Origin of the sequence: Pseudomonas sp. Irchel s3a10 (assembly GCF_900187525.1) — a bacterium.
GTDB lineage: Bacteria > Pseudomonadota > Gammaproteobacteria > Pseudomonadales > Pseudomonadaceae > Aquipseudomonas > Aquipseudomonas koreensis_G.
Genome location: NZ_FYDR01000010.1, coordinates 120,202 through 138,975 on the forward strand (window position 1 = coordinate 120,202; position 18,774 = coordinate 138,975).

The 18,774-nt window shown below is 60.8% G+C and carries 15 protein-coding genes; 8 read left to right on the top strand and 7 right to left on the bottom strand.

What is annotated here, in order from left to right; all coding sequences use genetic code 11:
* Nucleotides 1-774 precede the first annotated feature (774 nt).
* Nucleotides 775-1,032 carry a DUF1652 domain-containing protein gene (locus CKW11_RS23875; RefSeq protein ID WP_095139656.1) on the bottom strand — a complete coding sequence of 86 codons (258 nt, stop codon included), beginning with the start codon at nt 1,030-1,032 and terminating at the stop codon, nt 775-777.
* A gap of 134 nt (nt 1,033-1,166) precedes the next feature.
* Nucleotides 1,167-2,663, bottom strand: coding sequence for a helix-turn-helix transcriptional regulator (locus CKW11_RS23880; protein WP_095139657.1), 1,497 nt, complete (start codon nt 2,661-2,663; stop codon nt 1,167-1,169).
* Nucleotides 2,664-2,848: 185 nt separating this feature from the next.
* Between CKW11_RS23880 and CKW11_RS23885 the strand changes: the two genes are divergently transcribed.
* Nucleotides 2,849-3,058 (top strand): hypothetical protein, encoded by a 210-nt coding sequence (locus CKW11_RS23885; RefSeq protein WP_095139658.1) that lies wholly within the window; start codon nt 2,849-2,851, stop codon nt 3,056-3,058.
* A gap of 113 nt (nt 3,059-3,171) precedes the next feature.
* Here the strand turns inward: CKW11_RS23885 and CKW11_RS23890 are convergent, their stop codons facing one another.
* Both CKW11_RS23890 and CKW11_RS23895 read right to left on the bottom strand, forming a co-directional pair.
* Nucleotides 3,172-4,455, bottom strand: coding sequence for a Zn-dependent hydrolase (locus CKW11_RS23890; RefSeq protein WP_095139659.1), 1,284 nt, complete (start codon nt 4,453-4,455; stop codon nt 3,172-3,174).
* Nucleotides 4,456-4,598: 143 nt separating this feature from the next.
* On the bottom strand, nt 4,599-6,083 hold the full coding sequence (locus CKW11_RS23895; RefSeq protein ID WP_095139660.1) for an NCS1 family nucleobase:cation symporter-1: 1,485 nt from the start codon (nt 6,081-6,083) through the stop codon (nt 4,599-4,601).
* A 624-nt stretch (nt 6,084-6,707) separates the two neighbouring features.
* Between CKW11_RS23895 and hydA the strand changes: the two genes are divergently transcribed.
* From hydA to preA, 3 genes are all read left to right on the top strand, one after another.
* Entirely contained in the window at nt 6,708-8,147 is a 1,440-nt protein-coding gene (gene hydA / locus CKW11_RS23900; protein ID WP_095139661.1) for a dihydropyrimidinase, read from the top strand.
* Between the two features lie 158 nt (nt 8,148-8,305).
* Complete coding sequence (locus CKW11_RS23905) at nt 8,306-9,673, top strand: NAD(P)-dependent oxidoreductase (RefSeq protein ID WP_095139662.1); 1,368 nt, start codon at nt 8,306-8,308, stop codon at nt 9,671-9,673.
* Entirely contained in the window at nt 9,674-10,948 is a 1,275-nt protein-coding gene (preA, locus tag CKW11_RS23910; protein ID WP_095139663.1) for an NAD-dependent dihydropyrimidine dehydrogenase subunit PreA, read from the top strand.
* A 116-nt stretch (nt 10,949-11,064) separates the two neighbouring features.
* On the opposite strand, the gene CKW11_RS23915 is transcribed toward preA, so the two are convergent.
* Nucleotides 11,065-11,685 carry a TetR/AcrR family transcriptional regulator gene (locus CKW11_RS23915; RefSeq protein WP_027613201.1) on the bottom strand — a complete coding sequence of 207 codons (621 nt, stop codon included), beginning with the start codon at nt 11,683-11,685 and terminating at the stop codon, nt 11,065-11,067.
* A 138-nt stretch (nt 11,686-11,823) separates the two neighbouring features.
* Between CKW11_RS23915 and copC the strand changes: the two genes are divergently transcribed.
* Together copC and copD are read left to right on the top strand one after the other, a co-directional pair.
* Nucleotides 11,824-12,186: a copper homeostasis periplasmic binding protein CopC gene (copC, locus tag CKW11_RS23920; protein ID WP_095139664.1), complete on the top strand. Its 363-nt coding sequence runs from the start codon at nt 11,824-11,826 to the stop codon at nt 12,184-12,186.
* Between the two features lie 3 nt (nt 12,187-12,189).
* Nucleotides 12,190-13,047 (top strand): copper homeostasis membrane protein CopD, encoded by an 858-nt coding sequence (gene copD / locus CKW11_RS23925; protein ID WP_095139665.1) that lies wholly within the window; start codon nt 12,190-12,192, stop codon nt 13,045-13,047.
* A gap of 118 nt (nt 13,048-13,165) precedes the next feature.
* Here copD and CKW11_RS23930 read toward each other — a convergent pair whose 3' ends face one another.
* Both CKW11_RS23930 and CKW11_RS23935 read right to left on the bottom strand, forming a co-directional pair.
* Complete coding sequence (locus CKW11_RS23930) at nt 13,166-14,308, bottom strand: HlyD family secretion protein (RefSeq protein WP_095139666.1); 1,143 nt, start codon at nt 14,306-14,308, stop codon at nt 13,166-13,168.
* Nucleotides 14,305-15,960: an MFS transporter gene (locus CKW11_RS23935; RefSeq protein ID WP_095139667.1), complete on the bottom strand. Its 1,656-nt coding sequence runs from the start codon at nt 15,958-15,960 to the stop codon at nt 14,305-14,307. The genes CKW11_RS23930 and CKW11_RS23935 overlap by 4 nt, the downstream gene beginning before the upstream one ends.
* Nucleotides 15,961-16,349: 389 nt before the next feature.
* Between CKW11_RS23935 and CKW11_RS23940 the strand changes: the two genes are divergently transcribed.
* Together CKW11_RS23940 and CKW11_RS23945 are read left to right on the top strand one after the other, a co-directional pair.
* The gene (locus tag CKW11_RS23940; protein WP_095139668.1) at nt 16,350-17,645 is read left to right on the top strand and encodes an OprD family porin; all 1,296 of its coding nucleotides are present in this window, start codon (nt 16,350-16,352) and stop codon (nt 17,643-17,645) included.
* 287 nt (nt 17,646-17,932) lie between these two features.
* Nucleotides 17,933-18,757: an NAD(P)-dependent oxidoreductase gene (locus tag CKW11_RS23945; RefSeq protein WP_095139669.1), complete on the top strand. Its 825-nt coding sequence runs from the start codon at nt 17,933-17,935 to the stop codon at nt 18,755-18,757.
* Nucleotides 18,758-18,774 lie beyond the last annotated feature (17 nt).

Consider the following 18,774-nt stretch of genomic DNA (forward strand, 5'->3'; position numbering starts at 1 on the left):
CAGTGAAATGGAGGGGGATAAGGGAATTGGCTGTCGATTTTGTGGGGATCAGACCTTATTGGAGGAGTACTTCCGCAAGAAATCTGTTCACTGGAAGGCCGCCTTCGCTGGCAGGCCAGCTCACACAGGGATTGGGTATCCCTGACTGAAATGGGTCGGCTGTCAGTCCGCCTTCGCGAGCAAGCCCGCTCCCACAGTTGGATTGAGCGCATTCAGTTGGAGTTTGGTCGACTGGCAGGCCGCCTTCGCGAGCAAGCCCGCTCCCACAGTTGGAATGGGTGTGTTCAGTTGGAGTTTGGTCGGCTGTCAGGCCGCCTTCGCGAGCAAGCTCACTCCCACAGGGGGATGGGGTGTGGTCAGTTAGAGACTGGTCGGCTCGCAGGCCGCCATCGCCAGCAGGCTGGCTCCTACAGTTCAGATTGCGTGCCCCGCATGCGGCGAAGCCGCCCCACTCAACACAATGAGCGTTAGCTCGAGTACCGCTTTTGATCTGAGGGCCCGTCGGCAGGCTGAGTGGAGGGATTTATCCGAGGGTGGGAGCGCAGCGACCGTTTGGCGCAGCCAAACACAGCGAGAGGAGGTGCAGCGAAGCAAACCGTAGGCGCTGCCCCCCGGATGAATCCCGCAGCGAAGGAACCCGAGCCTAAGCGAGGGCCGAACGTCAGGGTAAAGCCTTTTTGGTTACTTTTGAGGCGTTTGTCAAAAGTGACCCGCCGTAAGGGCGGAACCCTAATCAGCAACCCCCGCAGCAACGGATATACACCCAAAAAAACCCTAAGCCATATCCGGATCCCGAGCAGCCCGCAAAGAGTTGCTCTCCAACTCATACCGCAACTCATCAATCAACGCCGCCACAGCCTCCGGCGTACGCAACGAATTGAGCTTCAACCCACTGATCACCAGATCCACCTGCCCGGTCTCCGGGTGATACAACTTCACCGTCAATGAATGATCGCCATCCACCAGACACTCACACGCCAACGGCGAAAAACTCTGCTCCAGGCGGGCGCGCAACTGCGCAAGATTCATCATGGAGGCTGTTCCTTTAGCTGCTTCGAAGGGAGACGATCCCGAGCCGACAGGCTCGTATCGCACGCCACCAGACTAAGAACTGCCCCACCCCACCAAAACCTCCATTTGCACCGTATCAACTAGTGCATTTGCACCTACCGTTGCCCCTTCCCGTTCCATTCACCGGAAAACAGACCACGCTCCCGCGCCCAGACAATCGCCTCGCTGCGACTGTGCACATCAAGCTTGGAATACACGGTCGCCACATGATTGCGCACGGTGTTCGGCGCGAGTTTCAGGCGTGCGGCGATCTCCTTGTCGGCCAGCCCTTCGCAGATCAGCCCCAATACGTCGCGCTCCCGCGCCGTCAGATCAGTAAACGACACGCTCGGCAGTTGCGGCGAGTTGACCTTCTTCACATTGGCCAGTTTTTCGATCAGCGTCCGGCTGAACCACGAAGCGTCTTTCATCACCTCTTCAATCGCCGCCACCAGCTCCAGCTCGGTGCGCTTGCGCTCGGTGATGTCCATCAGCACCAGCAAATAGCACGGCGTGTCCTGGATATTCACGGTGTCGGCCGATACCGCGCACTCCAGCAGATCCGCGTCCTTCTTGCGCACCCGCACATCGACCCGGTCCACTCGTCCGCTTTTCGCCAGTGCGGTCAGCAGTCGGGCCCGGGCGCCATCGTCGTCAATGAAATTCAGCTGGGTCACGGTTTTGCCCACGACATCATCGTTGGCGTAAGCCAGGGTGTCGAGAAACGCCTGATTGACATCGATCACCTGCTGCTCATCGGCGGTGCAGATCAGAATCGGCACCGGAGTCAGGCGGAACGCCTTGGCAAAGCGCTCTTCACTCTGACGCAGCGCGACTTCGGCCTTGTGCCGCAGCTCCATGTCGACAAAGGAAAACAGCATGCAATCCTCATCGTTGAGCAGCAGCGGCTGCCCGGCGACGATCACTTGCTTGCTGCCGCCGTCGGGCAGACGCAATTGAGCCTGCATCTGCGGAATCGTCGCCACGTCGCGCAAGCGCTGGATCGCCAGATCCCTTTGCTCGGCCTGCTCGAAAATATCAATTTCATAAGCCGAGGTGCCGATCACCTGGTCGCGGGTGTAACCGGTCATCTCCAGAAAGCCCGGATTGACTTTGATATAGCGCAGATCGCTGAGGCGGCAGATGACCGCCGGCGCCGGGTTGGCATTGAAGGTCTTTTCGAAGCGCTGCTCGGCGTTGGCCCAATCGGTGACGTCGCTCATGATCAGCACCAGTGACTCCGGCTGCCCTTCGCGGTCGGTCAGCACCATGCTGCGCACACTGTGCACCCAGACCCGTTCCGGGTCATCCACGGCATGCATCTCGATCAGTAGGTCGCTGAACACTTCACAGCGCGCGACACGGCTGATCGGATAGTTCTCGGGCGGTAACAGGTGATTGTTGCGATAACGCAGAGTGAAACGCTTGGCGTACTCATCGGCATTAATGCCCAGCTCCCCGATCCGGCTGACACCGTGCATGGCCAGCGCCGCCTCATTGGCCCAGAGGATGCTCTGATCGAGCTCGAGCAGAATCACCCCGTCGGACAGCCCGGCGATGATCTGCTGCAACTGGCGACGGTTGGTTTCGGTGGTCAGGACTTCCTGGCTCATTGGATCTCCACAGGGAATGCGCGTGTGAAGATTACGACCGCGGGCGTTCGTGATCGTGCCGACCAGTTCGACAACACCACAAAACCCTGCAGGATTCGCGACTTCAGGGGTTGTCGACTAACGTTAACTCCTCATCGGATTGAGCCCCTGCCAGCTATACCGGGCTCTTGATCAAGGAGAGACTGATGACGTCGCGTCGCAACATCGAACAGACTTATCGCACCTGGTCCAGCCCGATTCTGCTGGAGCTGAAAAAGCGCGAACACCAAATGGCGCCTGTCGAGCGTCAGGCACTGGAGAATGTCCTGGTCGAACGACGGTTGCTGGATTTGGGCAACCCCAACGGCTCCGATAGACGTCAGGGCACTGCCGGCAAAAATGACCGGCCCGGTTGATCAAACCAGACGTTCCTACAGGTGAACACTAAAAGATCGCAGCCTACCGCAGCTCCTACAGTTGGATTGCGTTCAACTTGTAGGAGCTGCCGCAGGCTGCGATCTTTTGATCTTCAGGCCGCGCGTTGCCCCTCAGCCACCATCGCCGAAGCCGCCAGCATCGCCCGCAACAACACCGCACACCCGGCCGCCAGGTCGTCCGGCGCGGCATTCTCGATTTCGTTGTGGCTGATCCCGCCCTCGCACGGCACGAAGATCATCCCGGCCGGGCCGAGTTCAGCGAGGAAGATGGCGTCGTGTCCCGCGCCGCTGACGATGTCCATGTGCGAAAGGCCCAACCCTTTTGCCGCGCCGCGCACGGCTTCGACGCAACCCTTCTCGAAATACAGCGGCGGAAAGTCGGCCGTCGGGGTCAGTTCATAGGTCAGGCCGTGTTCTTCGCAGGTGGCGTCGATGACCTGCTTCACCTCCGCGATCATCGAATCCAGCCGCTCCGGTTGCAGATGGCGGAAGTCGAGGGTCATGCGCACTTCGCCGGGGATCACGTTGCGCGAGCCGGGATAGGCTTGCAGGCAACCGACGGTGCCGCAGGCGTGGGGTTGATGACCGAGGGCCGCGCGGTTGACCGCACCGACGATTACCGAGGCGCCGACCAGCGCATCCTTGCGCAGGTGCATCGGCGTTGGCCCGGCGTGGGCTTCGACGCCGCGCAGTTTCAGGTCGAACCACTTCTGCCCGAGAGCGCCGAGCACCACGCCGATGGTTTTCTGCTCGTCTTCGAGGATCGGGCCTTGTTCGATGTGTGCTTCGAAGTAGGCGCCGACTTGATGCCCGCTGACTTTGCGTGATCCGGCGTAACCAATAGCGTTGAGCGCTTCGCCCACGGTGATGCCCTCGGCATCGACTTTGGCCAGAGTTTCTTCAAGGGTGAATTTCTCGGCGAACACCCCGGAGCCCATCATGCACGGGGCGAAGCGCGAGCCTTCTTCGTTGGTCCAGACCACGACTTCCAGCGGCGCTTCGGTTTCTACGCCGAGGTCATTGAGGGTACGCAGCACTTCGACGCCGGCGAGGACACCGAAGCAGCCGTCGAACTTGCCGCCGGTGGGCTGGGTGTCGATGTGGCTGCCGGTCATCACCGGCGGCAGGTTCGGATTGCGCCCGGGACGGCGGGCGAAGATGTTGCCGACTTCATCCACCGTGACGCTGCATCCGGCGTCCTTGCACCACTGCACGAACAGGTCACGAGCCTGACGGTCGAGGTCGGTCAGGGCCAGACGACAGACCCCGCCCTTGACCGTGGCACCGAGCTTGGCCAGTTCCATGAGCGAGGCCCAGAGGCGGTCGCGGTTGATGTGCTGATGGGTGGATTGCAGAACGTCTACGGCTGCGTTCATGTTGATCTCCTCAGGCAGTTTTTTATGAGTTTCTTCAGGCAGTTCTTGTGTGTATTTGAGGCCGTCTTCGCGAGCAAGCCCGCTCCCACATTTGGAGTGCGTTCACCCTGTGGGAGCGGGCTTGCTCGCGAAGGGGCCATTCCTCACACCGAAGATTTCACAACAGAGGGGCTGCTTCGCATCGAACACAACCCGTAATAAATCACCCCACCCAACGCCGAACCGGTAAACCAGCCATAGCTGTAAAACCAGCTGAACGCATCGCTGCCCAGCGACAGCAAGGTCAGCACCACCGGCACGCCAAACGCGACAAACCCGGCCCAGTTCCATGCCGGATATACGTCGTCGCGGTACAGCCCGGCCAGGTCCAGTTGCTGTTTCTTGATCAGGAAATAGTCCACCACCATGATCCCGGCGATCGGCCCGAGCAGGCTCGAATAGCCGAGCAGCCAGTTGGAATACACGGTTTCCAGGCTGACATCGGAAACAATCAGCCCGAGTTTTTTCAGCAGCTCGTGAGCCATCAACGCCAGCCCGACCAAGCCGGTGAGCAACACCGCTTTGGTGCGATTGATCACCTTGGGCGCGATGTTCTGGAAGTCGTTGGTCGGCGAGACGATGTTCGCCGCAGTGTTGGTCGACAGTGTGGCGACGATGATCAGCGCCATGGCCACCGCGACCCACACCGGGCTCTGGATATGGCCGATCAGGCTCACCGGATCCGACACGGTCACGCCGACCAGTTTCACCGACGCGGCGGTCATCACCACCCCCAGCGCAGCGAACAGGAACATGGTCAGCGGCAGGCCGAAAATCTGCCCGAGGATCTGGTCTTTCTGGCTCTTGGCGTAGCGGCTGAAGTCAGGAATATTCAGCGACAGCGTGGCCCAGAAACCGACCATCGCCGTCAGCCCGGCGGCGAAGTAACTGACCACGCTGGCGCCTTCAGGACGCTTGGGCGGAATCGCCAGCAACTCGGTCATCGACACATTGGGCATCGCCCACACCAGCAGACCGACGCCGACCGCTACCAGCAGCGGCGCGGACAGGGTTTCCAGCCACTTGATCGACTCGGCGCCGCGGATCACCACCCACAGGTTCAGCGCCCAGAAGATCATGAAGCCGATCACCTCCCCCGTGCCGCCGAGGGATTTCCAGCCCTCGAACACCGAGCCGAGAAACAGGTGAATCGCCAGGCCGCCGAACATCGTCTGGATGCCGAACCAGCCGCACGCCACCAGCGCGCGAATCAGGCACGGCACATTGGAACCGAGAATACCGAATGAAGAGCGCAGCAATACCGGAAACGGAATGCCGTACTTGGTGCCGGGAAAGGCGTTAAGCGTCAGGGGAATCAACACGATGATGTTGGCGAAAAGAATCGCCAGCAGCGCCTCACCAACGGTCAGGCCGAAGTACGCCGTCAGCACGCCGCCGAGGGTGTAAGTCGGCACGCAGATCGACATGCCGACCCACAGCGCGGTGATGTGCCATTTGTTCCAGGTTCGTTCGCGCACCTTGGTCGGTGCCATGTCGTGGTTGTAACGGGGACTGTCGAGGACGTCGCTGCCGGCTTCGAGTTCGAACAAGCCGTCGCGCTCGGTCACTTGCGATCTGATCTGTTGCATGGCCGCTCCACTGTTCTTCTGATTATTTTTTTGCTCATCAGGCGGCTGCACACCGGGGTGTGAGCCGGACGATGGCCGGAGGAACTGACAACTTTCGTGTACCGGCCATGGTGTCAGCGGCGGCATCAATAAACGTGCCGGGTGCCCCGCTTAACGGTAGGGCCGTGGTTCAAACACATTGCAACTTTCTGATATTGCTCGGTTTTAATTATTTACCGGAAGCGTCCGCGAAAACTTGTCTGCACGCTCAGGCCAAACGTCTGCCAAGTTGTTCGAACTGTCAGGACTCAATCTGGTGCACTGCACTTTTTTTCATCACGGGCGCTCAATCGCAGCTCAACTTCAAGCGGCTGATTTCACATAGGAAATCTTGCTCATATTTCCATCCTGTCAAGTGCGTCAAAATGGTGAACAGCCTCACCATTTTGGTGATTTACGTTTTTTATCGTTATTTTTCATATAGTTAAAACTGTCATAAGCTTATAAAAAATAATCTTGATCAATTGCATAACTGCGACTAGCTTCTATTCCTGACAGCGCTGACAGGAATACGCCGATCAGCGTTGTACATCAATAAAACATTTAGAACCGGCACAAGTCGGTCATGCCTGCGAGGAACTCGGAATGTCTCTGTTGATCCGTGGCGCCACCGTTGTTACCCATGATGAAAGTTATCGCGCCGACGTCTATTGCGCCGACGGCGTGATCAAAGCCATTGGTCAGAACCTGGATGTTCCCGCCGGTGCCGAAGTGCTCGACGGCAGCGGCCAATACCTGATGCCCGGCGGCATCGATCCACACACCCACATGCAACTACCGTTCATGGGCACCGTGGCCAGTGAAGACTTCTACAGCGGCACTGCCGCAGGTCTGGCCGGCGGCACCACGTCGATCATCGATTTCGTGATTCCCAATCCGCAGCAGTCGTTGATGGAAGCGTTTCATCAGTGGCGCGGCTGGGCAGACAAGTCGGCATCGGACTACGGCTTCCACGTCGCGATCACCTGGTGGAGCGAGCAAGTGCGTGAGGAAATGGCCGAGCTGGTCAGCCACCACGGGATCAACAGCTTCAAGCATTTCATGGCCTACAAGAATGCGATCATGGCCGCCGACGATACGCTGGTGGCGAGTTTCGAACGTTGCCTGGAACTCGGCGCCGTGCCGACCGTGCACGCGGAAAACGGCGAGCTGGTCTATCACCTGCAACGCAAGTTGATGGCCCAGGGCATCACCGGGCCGGAGGCGCATCCGCTGTCGCGGCCCTCGCAGGTGGAAGGCGAAGCGGCGAGCCGGGCGATTCGTATTGCCGAGACCATCGGCACACCGTTGTACCTGGTGCACGTTTCGACCAAGGAAGCCCTCGACGAAATCACCTATGCGCGCAGCAAAGGCCAACCGGTGTATGGCGAAGTCCTCGCCGGGCATTTGCTGCTCGACGACAGCGTCTATCAACACCCGGACTGGCAGACCGCTGCCGGTTACGTGATGAGCCCGCCGTTCCGTCCGCGCGGTCATCAAGAGGCGCTGTGGCACGGACTGCAAAACGGCAATCTGCACACCACCGCCACCGACCACTGCTGCTTCTGCGCCGAGCAAAAAGCCGCCGGGCGCGATGACTTCAGCAAGATTCCCAACGGCACGGCAGGCATCGAAGATCGTATGGCGGTGCTGTGGGATGAAGGGGTCAACAGCGGACGTTTGTCGATGCAGGACTTCGTCGCCCTCACCTCCACCAACACCGCGAAAATCTTCAACCTCTACCCGCGCAAAGGCGCGATCCGCGTCGGTGCCGATGCCGACCTGGTGCTGTGGGACCCGCACGGCACCCGCACCATTTCCGCCAAGACCCACCATCAGCAGGTGGACTTCAACATCTTCGAAGGCAAGACCGTGCGCGGCGTACCGAGCCATACCGTCAGCCAGGGCAAAGTGGTCTGGGCCGACGGCGACCTGCGCGCCGAGCGCGGGGCCGGGCGCTATATCGAACGACCGGCGTATCCGGCGGTGTTTGACTTGCTGAGCAAGCGCGCTGAGCAACATCGCCCGACTGCCGTTAAGCGCTAAAGCGAGGCCTTCGGCCTCATCGCGAGCAGGCTCACTCCTACAAATGTACGCATTCCAATTGTAGGAGTGAGCCTGCTCGCGATAGCGCCAGTTCAGACAACAAAAAAACCACTGCCCATCAGAGGCAGAGAACCTCAATAACCGTGAGGCACAAAACCGTGATCGAGACCCTGAACCATCTCCCGCATCCGCACGAAAGTGCGGCCGCCCTCGCCGGCCATTTCACTGATCTGGCGCCACCGCTCAACGCCCGGCAGGCACATCTGGAAGCGTCGCGCTGCCTGTATTGCTACGACGCGCCATGCGTCAACGCGTGCCCGAGCGAGATCGATATTCCGTCGTTCATCCGCAATATCCACCAGGACAACGTGCCCGGCGCAGCGCAGAAAATCCTTTCGGCGAATATCCTCGGCGGCAGTTGTGCCCGGGTCTGCCCGACGGAAATCCTTTGCCAGCAAGCCTGCGTGCGCAACAACGCCCAGGAATGCGCGCCGGTGCTGATCGGCCTGCTGCAACGCTACGCCGTGGACAATGCGAATTTCACCGAGCACCCGTTCCAGCGTGCGGCCAGCACCGGCAAGCGCATCGCCGTGGTCGGCGCCGGGCCAGCGGGTTTGTCCTGCGCTCACCGCAGCGCCATGCACGGGCATGACGTGGTGATTTTCGAAGCGCGGGAGAAGGCCGGCGGCCTCAATGAATACGGGATCGCCAAGTACAAACTGGTCGACGACTACGCGCAGAAGGAGCTGGATTTCCTTCTGCAGATCGGCGGCATCGAAATCCGCCATGGGCAGAAACTCGGCGAGAATCTGACCCTCAGCGAGCTGCATCAGCAGTTCGACGCGGTGTTCCTCGGCCTCGGCCTCAACGCCAGCAAACAGCTCGGCCTGCCGCACGAAGACGCCCCCGGCCTGCTCGCCGCCACCGACTACATCCGTGAACTGCGCCAGGCCGATGACCTGACGCAACTGCCACTGGCCGAACGCTGCATCGTCCTCGGCGCCGGCAACACCGCGATCGACATGGCCGTGCAAATGGCCCGCCTCGGAGCGCGTGACGTGAATCTGGTGTATCGCCGGGGTGCGGCGGACATGGGCGCCACCGGCCACGAACAAGACATCGCCAAAGCCAATCAGGTGCGCCTGTTGACTTGGGCGCAACCGGAGGAAGTGCTGCTCGACGCGCAAGGCAAGGTGCGCGGCATGCGTTTCGCCCGCACGCAACTGGTCGACGGTCGTCTGCAAACCACTGGGGAGACCTTCGAACTGGCCGCCGACGCGATCTTCAAAGCCATCGGCCAGGCCTTTGACAGCAGCGCCCTCGCCGACCCGCTGGCCCGTGAACTCAAGCGTCAGGGCGAACGGATTCAGGTCGATGACAACCTGCGCACCAGCATTCCCGGCGTGTATGCCGGCGGCGACTGCACCAGCCTCGATCAGGACCTCACCGTGCAAGCGGTACAGCACGGCAAACTCGCCGCCGAGGCGATCAACGCGCAACTGATGCTCAACGTGGAGGCTGCATAAATGGCCGATCTCTCGATAGTCTTCGCCGGCATCAAAGCGCCCAATCCGTTCTGGCTGGCCTCCGCGCCACCGACCGACAAGGCCTACAACGTGGTTCGCGCCTTCGAGGCCGGCTGGGGTGGCGTGGTCTGGAAAACCCTCGGCGAGGACCCGGCAGCGGTCAACGTCTCCTCGCGCTACTCGGCACACTACGGCAACAACCGTGAAGTGCTGGGCATCAACAACATCGAACTGATCACCGACCGCTCGCTGGAAATCAACCTGCGCGAAATCACCCAGGTCAAGAAGGACTGGCCGGATCGTGCGCTGATCGTCTCGCTGATGGTGCCGTGCGTCGAGGAATCATGGAAGCACATCCTGCCGCTGGTGGAAGCCACCGGTGCTGACGGCATCGAGCTGAATTTCGGTTGCCCGCACGGCATGCCCGAACGCGGCATGGGCGCAGCGGTGGGTCAGGTGCCGGAGTACGTCGAGCAGGTGACGCGCTGGTGCAAGACCTATTGCTCGCTACCGGTGATCGTCAAACTGACACCGAACATCACCGACATCCGTGTCGCCGCCCGCGCTGCGCATCGCGGGGGCGCCGATGCGGTGTCGCTGATCAACACCATCAACTCGATCACCAGCGTCGACCTGGAACACATGGTCGCCCTGCCCACCGTCGGCAGCAAAAGCACCCACGGCGGTTATTGCGGCTCAGCGGTGAAGCCGATCGCGTTGAACATGGTCGCCGAGATCGCCCGTGATCCGCAGACCCAGGGCTTGCCGATCTGTGGCATTGGCGGCATCGGCAGCTGGCGTGACGCGGCGGAATTCATGGCATTGGGCAGCGGCGCGGTGCAGGTGTGCACGGCGGCAATGCTCCACGGGTTCCGGATTGTCGAGGAGATGAAGGACGGACTGTCGCGCTGGATGGACAGTCAGGGCTACGCCAACATCGCCGAGTTTTCCGGGCGCGCAGTGGGCAATACCACCGACTGGAAGTACCTCGACATCAACTATCAGGTCATCGCCAGGATCGACCAGGACGCGTGCATCGGTTGCGGGCGTTGCCACATTGCTTGCGAAGACACTTCACACCAGGCGATCAGCAGCCTGAAACAGGCTGACGGCACGCACAAATATGAAGTGATCGATGAGGAGTGTGTGGGGTGTAACTTGTGCCAGATCACTTGTCCGGTGGCGGACTGTATCGAGATGGTGCCGATGGAAACCGGCAAGCCGTTTCTGGACTGGAATCATGATCCGCGCAATCCGTACCATGTCTCAGCTTAGGGCAGGTAGCGTCTGAACTGACGCCTTCGCGAGCAAGCCCGCTCCCACATTTGGAATGCATTTCAAAACGGTGGGAGCGGGCTTGCTCGCGAAGAGGCCAGCCGCTTCAACTCATATCAGGGCTCCAACCCGATCCCGCGCAAGATCACACTGGTCACCGTCTGCACCGCCCGCTCGAACTGCATGTCCGACAGCGGCTGATGCTCGTTCAAAATATTCACCTGATGATCGAAGTCGGCGTAATGCTGGGTCGAGGCCCAGATCATGTACAGCAGGCTCGACGGCTCCACCGGCAGAATCCGCTTGTCCTCGACCCACTGGCGGATCTTCGCCTCCTTCATTTTTGCCCAGTCGTACAGGCTCAGATCCAGCGCCTCACCGAGGGTCGGCGCGCCGTGGATGATTTCGTTGGCCCAGACTTTCGAACCATAAGGCCGGCTGCGCGAGTGGTTCATCTTGGCGCGGATGTAGCTGCTGAGCACCACCCGTGGGTCATCGAACATCTCGAAGCACAGTGCGTCCTGCTTCCACACTTCCAGCAGGTCGAACAGCACCGCGCTGTACAGCTCGCTCTTAGTGGAAAAGTAGTAATGCAGGTTGGAACGCGGCAGTTGCACTTCGGCGGCGATGTCGGCCATGGCGGTGCCGCCGAAGCCTTTTTCGGCGAAGACTTTTTCCGCCGCCAGCAGGATTTTCTCGACGTTACTGCGACGAATCTCGATCTTGTGATTGCCCATGAGGGCTCCCTGACAACGACGTTGCTGAAGACTAGCACCCGCTCTGGTGCGCGGGCGACCGTTGCAAACAAAACTTCGTACGAAGGTCTGCGCATGGCTAAACTGGCGCTTCTTTGTCCTGCCTCAGAGGTATCCGCGATGCTGTTCAAGAACGTCCTGACCACCACTGCCCTGCTCGCTTCGCTGTTCGCCGCATCTTCGGTTTTCGCCCACGCACACTTGAAAAGCCAGACCCCGGCCGCCGACAGCACCGTCGCCGCTCCGGCCGATCTGCGCCTGACCTTTTCTGAAGGCGTCGAAGCCAGTTTCACCAAAGTCAGCCTGACCCACGACGGCGCCCCGGTCGCGATCAAACCGCTGACCACCGAAGGCGACAAGAAAACCCTGATCGTCACCCCCGCCACACCTCTCGGCGCCGGTGAATACAAAGTCGAATGGCGCGCGGTGTCGGTCGACACACACAAGAGCGAAGGCGCCTACCAGTTCAAGGTTGGCCAGTAATTCATGAGTGAAGCGCTGGTGCTGTGCCGCTTTGTGCATTTCAGCGCGGTGTTGATGCTGTTCGGCGCCTGGCTGTTTCGGCCGCTGCTGCTCAAGGCGCCAGTGCCGACACTGGATCGGCAACAAGCGCGAATGGCGCGCTGGCTGACGGCGATTGCGCTGGTCAGCGGTGTCACCTGGGCACTGCTGATCACCGCGAGCATGGCCGGTTCGGCGGCGGCCGCGTTCGACCCGGACACGATTGGCGTGGTGCTCGGCAACACCTTTTTCGGCCAGGTCTGGCGTTGGCATCTGCTGATCAACGCGCTGTTGCTGGCGTTGCTGTTCACGCCGTGGCGTTCGAGCCTGGCGTTGCGCCTGGGCTTGAGCGCGCTGCTCCTGGCGACCCTGGCACCGGTCGGTCACGGCGCGATGCTCGACGGCCTCAGCGGGCAACTGCTGATCCTCAACCAGATCATCCACCTGACCTGCGTCGCCGCATGGCTCGGCGGCTTGTTGCTGCTGGTGTTGATGCTGCGCCAGCCAGGCGCAGCGATGGGCCGGATCCTGCAGCGCTTCAGCGGTGTCGGTTATGCGATCGTTGGCGGGCTGCTGATCACCGGGCTGATCAACGTGCGCGTGCTGACCGGGCAATGGTGGCCGACGCCGCTGTTTGCAGGGTTTGCCTTGATTCTGCTGATCAAGGCGTTGCTGGTGCTGGGCATGCTCGCGCTGGCGCTGTTCAACCGCTTGCGGATTGATGATTGCGGACAGCGGATGGGCGCGCTCAAGCGCAGTGTGGTGCTGGAGTGGTTGTTGGGGATGGGTGCTGTTGCAGCTGTCTCCCTGCTGGGCACCCTGCCGCCGATGATTGCTGGATAAACCCAATCTGAGTGTGGGAGCGGGCTTGCTCGCGAAAGCGGTGTGTCAGATACGAAAATATCGCCTGACACACCGCTTTCGCGAGCAAGCCCGCTCCCACATATTTGATCTGCGCAGATCAATGCGGTTGTGTGTCGCCCGCTGCGGTGTCGATGCTGACCACCACCGACATCCCCGGGCGCAAGCGTTCCTCTTCCTGCTGCCCCTCATCGATGGTGATCCGCACCGGCACGCGCTGGGCGATCTTGACGAAGTTGCCGGTGGCGTTGTCGGCCTGCAACAGGGCGAATTCCGAACCGGTGCCGGGCGAAATATGCTGCACATGGCCGGTGAACTTGCGGTGGTTCAGTGCATCGACGGTGAAGCGCACCGGCTGCCCGACGCGCACGTTGTTCATCTGGGTTTCCTTCATGTTGGCGATCACCCATTTCTGGTTCGGCACCAACGCCATCAACTGCGCCCCGGAGTTGACGTAAGCGCCCAGACGCACGCCGATCTGTCCGAGCTGGCCGTCACGCGGGGCGACAATGCGCGTATTCGACAAGTCGATCCGCGCCAGTTGCACCGCCGCTTCAGCGCTGGCCACTGCGGCTTCCAGCGAGCCGCGATTGACGATCACCGTTTGCAGATCCTGCCGGGCGATTTCCAGATTGGCCTTGGCCTGCGCCACCGCCGCAATGCTCTGCGCATTGGCCGCGAGCGTCACGTCCATCTCGCGTTTCGACACCGAGCCGTCACTCACCAGCTCCTTGTTACGCCGCAGATCCGCCTCGCTTTTGCGCAACTGCGCTTCGCTGTCGGCCACCACCGCCTGACGCAATTTGATCGTCGCTTCGGCGCTGTTGCGTTGCTGCACCACGTTGGCCAGCGCAGCCTTCTGCACCGCCAGTTGCGCCAGCGCCTGATCGAGGCGCTGCTGATAAATCCGGTCGTCCAGACGCACCAGCAAGTCGCCGGTCTTCACGTACTGGAAGTCCTGCACCGGCACCTCAAACACGTAGCCACTGAGCTGCGGGCCGATGATTGTCACCTGGCCGCGCACCAGGGCGTTTTCGGTGGTCTCGACCGCGCTGCTGAACGGCGGCAACTGCCAGGCGTAGAGCACGATCAGCACGCCGACGATGGCAATCGCGGCAAAGCCCAGCGACGAGATGATCCGCACCCGCAACGAGCGCGGCTCGGTGTTCGGTGAAGACGGCGGCGCCACGCCTTCCGGGGTAGCGGCGATGGCATTGGTGGTTGTGGTGGTCGGTTCGGTCATGAATTGGAAGCACCGCTAGGAGGTACGGAAGGCGCTGGGTCGACGGCTTTGGTGGTGCTCATCAGCCACAGCGCACGAATGGACAGCCAGATCATGGTCAGCACCGCAATCACGGCGATCAGCATGAATACATCGTTATAGGCCAGCACGTTGGCTTCGCGAGTCGCGGCATTCGCCAGGCTGCGAATGCCCTGCAGGTTGCGCAGGCTGGGGTCGGCCAGCACCGAGCCGACCGCCGACCCGCCGCTCTGTACGCGGGCAGCCACCAGCGGATCGGACAGCGTCAGGTGCTCGACCAGATGGCTGGAATGAAATTTCTCGCGCACGATCTGGAACGTACCCAACAACGCCGCGCCGAGCAGGCCACCGAGGTTGTTGCAGATCCCGAACAACACCGAAAAACTCACCAGATTACGCGGGTTGGTCAGCACGTTGCGGGTGCCGAAAACCATGGTTGGTCCCAGAAAAAACGTGCTGCCGAAGGCCAGCAGAAACTGACTGAAATACAGGTTTTGCGGGCGGGTCAGGTTGTTGGAAAAGCTGTCCATCACCGAACCGGTGGCCATCAGCGCCAGCGAGATGATCAGCGGCATCAGCAGGTGCTTGGGGTCGATGGTCAGGGCGCTGGTCGCCAACCCGGCGATGCTGCCGATCAGCATCACCACATACAGGCTGTGCAACTGCTCATACCCCATGTTGAGGTTCTGCATGAAACCGACGGCGCCGGTGGACTGTTCCGAGGTAACCATGCGAATCAGGGTCACCGCCAGCGCCAGGCGGATCATCGTGCCGCTACCGAGCCAGCGGGTCATCAGCATCGGGTTGCTGCGATTGTGCTCGATCGCCAGGCCGGCGAGGATCAGGGCAATCGAGGCCGCCAGCGCATAGCCGATCCAATTGGCTTCCAGCCACCAGTCGATGCGCCCCAGCGACAACACCGCGCAAAGCAGTGCCACGCCACTGGCGAGAATCGCGAAGGTCAGAAAGTCTAGCGGTTCGAAGGTTTTGAATCGGTCACCGGGCGGCAACTTGAGCAGCAGCACGCAGCCCAGCGACAGCAAGGCCATGCCCAATTCGAACAAGTACAAGCCGCGCCATTCGGCAATCTGCAGCAAGTCTTCGGAGAACAATCGCGCCAGCGGCAAAGCCAGTTGCGAGGCGCCGAGGCCCAGCACCAGCGCCTTCAGCCGCCACTTGGCCGGAAACGCCTGAACCATGTAATACAGGCCCAGCGAACTCAGTGCGGCGCCGACCATGCCGTGCGCCGCCCGCACCGCGATGGCCGAGCTCAGGTCGTTGACGAACAGATGACCGAACGTCACTAGCGCATACAGCACCAGAAACACTTCGGTGAATGCGCGCAGGCCGAACTGCTGACGAAACTTCACCAGTAGCAGGTTCATCGACACGTTGGTCATCACAAACGCAGCCGGCAGCCAGGCCATCTCCGCCGTGGTCGCACCCAGCGCACCTTGCAGGTAAGGCAGGTTGGCGACCACCAGCGAGTTGCCCAAACCACCGGTCACGGCCACCAGCAGCCCGACCAGCGCATAGGCCAGGCGCTTGGGGTTGGAGTGCAGCGGCGTCGAGGGGGAACCGGGCAGACTGGGCTTCTCGTGAGGCTGCCAGTTGCGCGGGGCGTATCGATCCATTGAAAGGCCTTGTGCTTGTGTTGCCGGGAGTTTGCCGCAAATCCTGCGGCAAACCCACAATCCTGTGGGAGCTGGCTTGCCAGCGATGACCGCAGTCGGCTCGGCAACAGGCTGACTGGCAGACCGCTATCGCGGGCAAGCCCGCTCCCACAGGGTTCGCGGTGGATTGGTAAATTCTGTTTAAAGGTCTTCTCGCCCGCAACGGATTTTTCCCGCGCCGGGCAACGAAACAGCCCTCTTCGCCGCATTTGGAGGGCTGCCACCTCGCGCAAACTCATCGCAAAAAGCCCTGTTGACTTTTGCGGAAAACCTCGCAACTATCCGCAACCATGTTGTACGACGACGTATAACAAATAATAAAAACAACAAATGCAACAGGGAGCGTCACAGTGAGCACACTCGTCTGCAATTCCGTTCGCACGTCCCGTTTTTCCATCCCCCGCCCGCGTTCCACCCTGAGTTTGATCGGCTGCAGCAGCCTCGCCCTGGTTTTGCCGATGAGTGCAGACGCCGAAGGCTTCATCGAAGACAGCAAAGCCACGCTGAACCTGCGCAACGCCTACTTCAATCGCAACTTCGTCAACCCGAACTACCCGCAGGGCAAGGCGCAAGAGTGGACGCAGAACTTCATCCTCGATGCCAAATCCGGCTTCACCCAAGGCACCGTTGGTTTCGGTCTCGATGTGCTGGGGATGTATTCGCAAAAACTCGATGGCGGCAAGGGCACCGGCGGTACGCAACTGTTGCCGATTCACGATGACGGGCGTCCGGCGGACAACTTCGGTCGCCTCGGCGTGGCGCTGAAGGCCAAGGTGTCGAAGACCGAATTGAAGGTCGGCGAATGGATGCCGGTGCTGCCGATCCTGCGCTCGGACGATGGCCGCTCCCTGCCGCAGACCTTTCGCGGTGGCCAGATCACCTCCACCGAAATCAACGGCCTGACCCTCTACGGCGGGCAGTTCCGTGGCAACAGCCCGCGCAACGATGCGAGCATGGAAGACATGTCGATGAACGGCCGCGGCGCCTTCACCTCCGACCGTTTCAACTTCGGCGGCGGCGAATACACCTTTAACGACAAGCGCACCCTGGTCGGCGTGTGGTACGCCGAACTCAGCGACATCTACCAGCAGCAGTATTTCAACCTCAGCCATAGCCAGCCACTGGGCGACTGGACGCTGGGCGCCAACCTCGGGTTCTTCACTGGCAAGGAAGACGGCAGCGCCCAGGCCGGCGACCTCGATAACAAGACTGCATTTGCCCTGCTGTCGGCCCGCTACGGCGGCAACACCTTCTATGTCGGCCTGCAAAAACTCAGCGGCGACGACGCGTGGATGCGGGTCAACGGCACCAGCGGCGGCACCTTGGCCAACGACAGCTACAACGCCAGTTATGACAACGCCAAAGAGCGCTCCTGGCAGTTGCGTCATGACTACAACTTCGTTGCCCTCGGCATTCCCGGCCTGACCCTGATGAACCGCTACATCAGCGGCGACAACGTGCACACCGGGACCATTACCGATGGCAAGGAATGGGGTCGCGAGTCGGAACTGGGATACACCGTGCAGAGCGGGCCGCTGAAAAACCTCAACGTGAGATGGCGCAACGCGACGATACGCCGGGACTTCAGCACCAATGAGTTCGATGAGAACCGGATCTTTGTCAGCTACCCGATTTCGTTGTTGTAAAGCCAGTCCTCAGACCGAGTTTCCCTGTGGGAGCGGGCTTGCTCGCGAATGCGTCGGGTCAGTCAATTCATCTTTCAATGACACACCGCTTTCGCGAGCAAGCCCGCTCCCACAGGGGGAGTTGCATCACCAGAAAGGCAATTTTGGTGGTCGAAGGCTGAACTGCCTGGCCCTTCCGTCATTTACCCCAAAAGTCGCGTTGACAAGTTCCGGAAACCCTACCGATACTTCAGCGCAGTCATACGACAACCTACAACAAACCTAATAACAACGTGTAAGGGATTGCCATGACGTCTACCTCTATTCCCCGCGCCCCGTTCAACCGTCTGCTGCTGACCGGCGCTGCTGGTGGCCTGGGCAAAGTCCTGCGCGAACGCATGCGCCCTTATGCCCATGTCCTGCGCCTGTCAGACATCGCCGCCCTCGCCCCAGCCGTTGATGATCGCGAAGAAATCGTCCCCTGCGATTTGGCCGACAAACACGCCGTGCACCAACTGGTCGAAGGCGTCGACGCAATCCTGCATTTCGGCGGTGTCTCCGTGGAGCGGCCCTTCGAAGAAATCCTCGGCGCCAACATCTGCGGTGTCTTTCACATCTACGAAGCTGCTCGCCGCCATGGTGTGAAGCGCGTGATCTTCGCCAGTTCCAACCACGTCATCGGCTTCTACAAACAGGACGAGCCGCTCGACGCCAGCTGTGCCCGCCGCCCCGACGGCTACTACGGATTGTCCAAGTCCTACGGCGAAGACATGGCCAGTTTCTACTTCGATCGCTACGGCATCGAGACCGTCAGCATCCGCATCGGCTCTTCATTTCCCGAGCCGCAAAACCGCCGAATGATGCACACCTGGCTGAGTTTCGACGACCTCACGCACTTGCTCGAGCGCGCGCTGTACACACCAAACGTTGGCCATACCGTGGTCTACGGCATGTCCGCCAACAAGGACGTCTGGTGGGACAACCGCTTCGCCAGCCACCTCGGTTTTGAAGCCAGGGACAGCTCCGAAGTGTTCCGCGAAAAAGTCGAAGCGCAGCCTATGCCCGCCGCCGATGACCCGGCGCGGATCTATCAGGGCGGCGCATTCGTCGCGGCCGGCCCCTTCGGCGACTGAACACTCTGCCAACGACG

Excerpts from the sequence above, each read along its gene's own strand:
- CKW11_RS23875 (WP_095139656.1), bottom strand. The coding sequence starts at position 1,032 with ATGATGAATCTTGCGCAGTTGCGCGCCCGCCTGGAGCAGAGTTTTTCG.
- CKW11_RS23880 (WP_095139657.1), bottom strand. The coding sequence starts at position 2,663 with ATGAGCCAGGAAGTCCTGACCACCGAAACCAACCGTCGCCAGTTGCAG.
- CKW11_RS23885 (WP_095139658.1), top strand. The coding sequence starts at position 2,849 with ATGACGTCGCGTCGCAACATCGAACAGACTTATCGCACCTGGTCCAGC.
- CKW11_RS23890 (WP_095139659.1), bottom strand. The coding sequence starts at position 4,455 with ATGAACGCAGCCGTAGACGTTCTGCAATCCACCCATCAGCACATCAAC.
- CKW11_RS23895 (WP_095139660.1), bottom strand. The coding sequence starts at position 6,083 with ATGCAACAGATCAGATCGCAAGTGACCGAGCGCGACGGCTTGTTCGAA.
- hydA (WP_095139661.1), top strand. The coding sequence starts at position 6,708 with ATGTCTCTGTTGATCCGTGGCGCCACCGTTGTTACCCATGATGAAAGT.
- preA (WP_095139663.1), top strand. The coding sequence starts at position 9,674 with ATGGCCGATCTCTCGATAGTCTTCGCCGGCATCAAAGCGCCCAATCCG.
- CKW11_RS23915 (WP_027613201.1), bottom strand. The coding sequence starts at position 11,685 with ATGGGCAATCACAAGATCGAGATTCGTCGCAGTAACGTCGAGAAAATC.
- copC (WP_095139664.1), top strand. The coding sequence starts at position 11,824 with ATGCTGTTCAAGAACGTCCTGACCACCACTGCCCTGCTCGCTTCGCTG.
- copD (WP_095139665.1), top strand. The coding sequence starts at position 12,190 with ATGAGTGAAGCGCTGGTGCTGTGCCGCTTTGTGCATTTCAGCGCGGTG.
- CKW11_RS23930 (WP_095139666.1), bottom strand. The coding sequence starts at position 14,308 with ATGACCGAACCGACCACCACAACCACCAATGCCATCGCCGCTACCCCG.
- CKW11_RS23935 (WP_095139667.1), bottom strand. The coding sequence starts at position 15,960 with ATGGATCGATACGCCCCGCGCAACTGGCAGCCTCACGAGAAGCCCAGT.
- CKW11_RS23945 (WP_095139669.1), top strand. The coding sequence starts at position 17,933 with ATGACGTCTACCTCTATTCCCCGCGCCCCGTTCAACCGTCTGCTGCTG.